Genomic DNA, 3083 nt, shown 5'->3' with positions numbered 1-3083 from the left:
GCCGGGCACGGCGCTTCGGCGCTGCGAGAGAACTGCTCCGACGGTCACGTTTCCAAATTCATCGCGTTCTGGTCCTTTGGGATCGGGACGGATGTGTTTGGGACTCGTCGAGACGTCCGGCCTTGTGACACTGTCGCTGGGTTGGACTGTAACTGTGATCAGTCGGGTTCAAGGTTTTCAAGCTACAACTTGAGAGTTTGATCCTGGCTCAGAACGAACGCTGGCGGCAGGCTTAACACATGCAAGTCGAACGCCCGAGCAATCGGGAGTGGCAGACGGGTGAGTAACACGTGGGAACATACCCTTCGGTTCGGAACAACGTTTGGAAACGAACGCTAATACCGGATACGGCTTGAGGGCGAAAGATTCATCGCCGAAGGATTGGCCCGCGTTCGATTAGCTAGATGGCGGGGTAACGGCCCACCATGGCGACGATCGATAGCTGGTCTGAGAGGATGGCCAGCCACATTGGGACTGAGACACGGCCCAAACTCCTACGGGAGGCAGCAGTGGGGAATATTGGACAATGGGCGCAAGCCTGATCCAGCCATGCCGCGTGAGTGATGACGGCCTTAGGGTTGTAAAGCTCTTTCGCACGCGACGATAATGACGGTAGCGTGAGAAGAAGCCCCGGCTAACTTCGTGCCAGCAGCCGCGGTAATACGAAGGGGGCTAGCGTTGTTCGGAATCACTGGGCGTAAAGGGTGCGTAGGCGGATTCTTAAGTCAGGGGTGAAATCCCGAGGCTCAACCTCGGAACTGCCTTTGATACTGGGGATCTTGAGTCCGGAAGAGGTGAGTGGAACTGCGAGTGTAGAGGTGAAATTCGTAGATATTCGCAAGAACACCGGTGGCGAAGGCGGCTCACTGGTCCGGAACTGACGCTGAGGCACGACAGCGTGGGGAGCAAACAGGATTAGATACCCTGGTAGTCCACGCCGTAAACGATGAATGCCAGCCGTTGGGTGATTTATCACTGAGTGGCGCAGCTAACGCTTTGAGCATTCCGCCTGGGGAGTACGGTCGCAAGATTAAAACTCAAAGGAATTGACGGGGGCCCGCACAAGCGGTGGAGCATGTGGTTTAATTCGAAGCAACGCGCAGAACCTTACCAGCCTTTGACATGGCGGGACGGGCGAGAGAGATTTCGTCCTTCACTTCGGTGACCCGCGCACAGGTGCTGCATGGCTGTCGTCAGCTCGTGTCGTGAGATGTTGGGTTAAGTCCCGCAACGAGCGCAACCCACGTCCTCAGTTGCCATCATTCAGTTGGGCACTCTGGGGAGACTGCCGGTGATAAGCCGCGAGGAAGGTGTGGATGACGTCAAGTCCTCATGGCCCTTACGGGCTGGGCTACACACGTGCTACAATGGCGGTGACAGAGGGAAGCCAACCCGCGAGGGTGCGCCAATCTCGAAAAGCCGTCTCAGTTCGGATTGCACTCTGCAACTCGAGTGCATGAAGTTGGAATCGCTAGTAATCGTGGATCAGCACGCCACGGTGAATACGTTCCCGGGCCTTGTACACACCGCCCGTCACACCATGGGAGTTGGTTCTACCCGAAGGCGCTTCGCTGACCGCAAGGGGGCAGGCGACCACGGTAGGGTCAGCGACTGGGGTGAAGTCGTAACAAGGTAGCCGTAGGGGAACCTGCGGCTGGATCACCTCCTTTCTAAGGATGACGTCGGGATCAGCCGGACGACCCTCGGGTCGTCCCACGCTTCCCCATGTCGCTTAGATCACGGGACCGACATCACGGTCCCATTTGGCGGGACGCCGCCGTCTTCGTTTCTCTTTCTTCCAGCGGACAGGCCGCCCGATCCATCCGGACCGGGTCGCCCGGGCTTGTAGCTCAGTTGGTTAGAGCGCGCGCTTGATAAGCGTGAGGTCGGAAGTTCGAGTCTTCCCAGGCCCACCAGTCAGGCACGCCGGCCGGCTTCGAGCTGTCACCCATCCTGGGGCAATAGCTCAGTCGGTAGAGCGCGTGCTTTGCAAGCATGAGGTCGTCGGTTCGATCCCGTCTTGCTCCACCATCGCTTCGGCGATGGGCGAGCAAACGGTGGAGCGATCCATCGACCGGCCTCGTCGACCGAGCCCACCCGGCCGTCCGCATCCATAGAGAATTCGCCACCGGCCTTGCCGGCTGGCGCATCGCCCGGCGTCACGCCAGGGCGTGTTGTTCGACATCGTGAAGAGTGAATGTGTCCGACCCGAGGGTCCGGCCGCGAGGCATGCGCAGCATGCCGAAGCGGCCCCACCCGACGGGCCACAGCAGTCCTGCCGCCTTTCCGTCGTGAGACGGGCCGCGCAAGGCAGGGCTCAGGTGACGGGGAGCCTTGACCGCCCCCCGCCTCGGACACGTTCGGAAGCAAAGGTCTTTGGGTCCGCCCTCCGGGTGGACCTGGCGCCGCATGCGATGCGGCGCCGAGCGTCGATGCGCTTCGATCGGACGGGACCCTCGGGTTTCCGGGTCGGGCATCGATGATGAGAGTGATCAAGTGTCATAAGGGTATCTGGTGGATGCCTTGGCGCTGAGAGGCGATGAAGGACGTGGTACGCTGCGATAAGCCGGGGGGAGCCGCGAACAGGCTTTGATCCCTGGATCTCCGAATGGGGAAACCCACCTTCGACCTTCGCCATCCCGTGTGTTCCGGTTTCCGGAGCGCAGGGGATGACGCGGGTCAATGGAGGTATTTGGAACTGAATCCATAGGTTCCAAAGGCGAACCGGGGGAACTGAAACATCTCAGTACCCCGAGGAAAGGACATCAACGAGACTCCGTCAGTAGTGGCGAGCGAACGCGGATCAGGCCAGTGGCCGGCGATATGGATAGCGGAACAGGCTGGAAAGCCTGGCACGATGGGTGACAGCCCCGTACGCGACATCCTTTTGCCGGTCCTCGAGTAGGGCGGGACACGAGACATCCTGTCTGAACATGGGGGGACCATCCTCCAAGCCTAAGTACTCCTCAGCGACCGATAGCGAACAAGTACCGTGAGGGAAAGGTGAAAAGCACCCCGACGAGGGGAGTGAAACAGTTCCTGAAACCGGATACCTACAAACAGTAGGAGGGCGAAAGCCTGAC

At 59.7% G+C, this 3083-nt stretch carries 2 tRNA genes and 2 rRNA genes (1 of these 4 cut by a window edge); all 4 read left to right on the top strand.

Annotated features, from left to right (window positions below):
- The first annotated feature begins 185 nt into the window (after window positions 1-185).
- Window positions 186-1670, top strand: a 16S ribosomal RNA gene (locus tag D3273_RS27125).
- 169 nt (window positions 1671-1839) lie between these two features.
- Window positions 1840-1916, top strand: a tRNA-Ile gene (locus D3273_RS27120).
- Window positions 1917-1955: 39 nt separating this feature from the next.
- Window positions 1956-2031: transfer RNA gene (locus D3273_RS27115), tRNA-Ala, on the top strand.
- Between the two features lie 459 nt (window positions 2032-2490).
- Window positions 2491-3083: ribosomal RNA gene (locus D3273_RS27110) — 23S ribosomal RNA — on the top strand; it runs 2204 nt beyond the window's last position.
- The 16S and 23S rRNA genes sit together here with 2 tRNA genes alongside, the layout of an rRNA operon.

The organism is Lichenibacterium minor (genome assembly GCF_004137685.1).
Classification (GTDB): Bacteria; Pseudomonadota; Alphaproteobacteria; order Rhizobiales; family Beijerinckiaceae; genus Lichenihabitans; species Lichenihabitans minor.
Note: the sequence above shows the minus strand (reverse complement) of the source record. Positions and strands in the feature narration are given on the sequence as shown.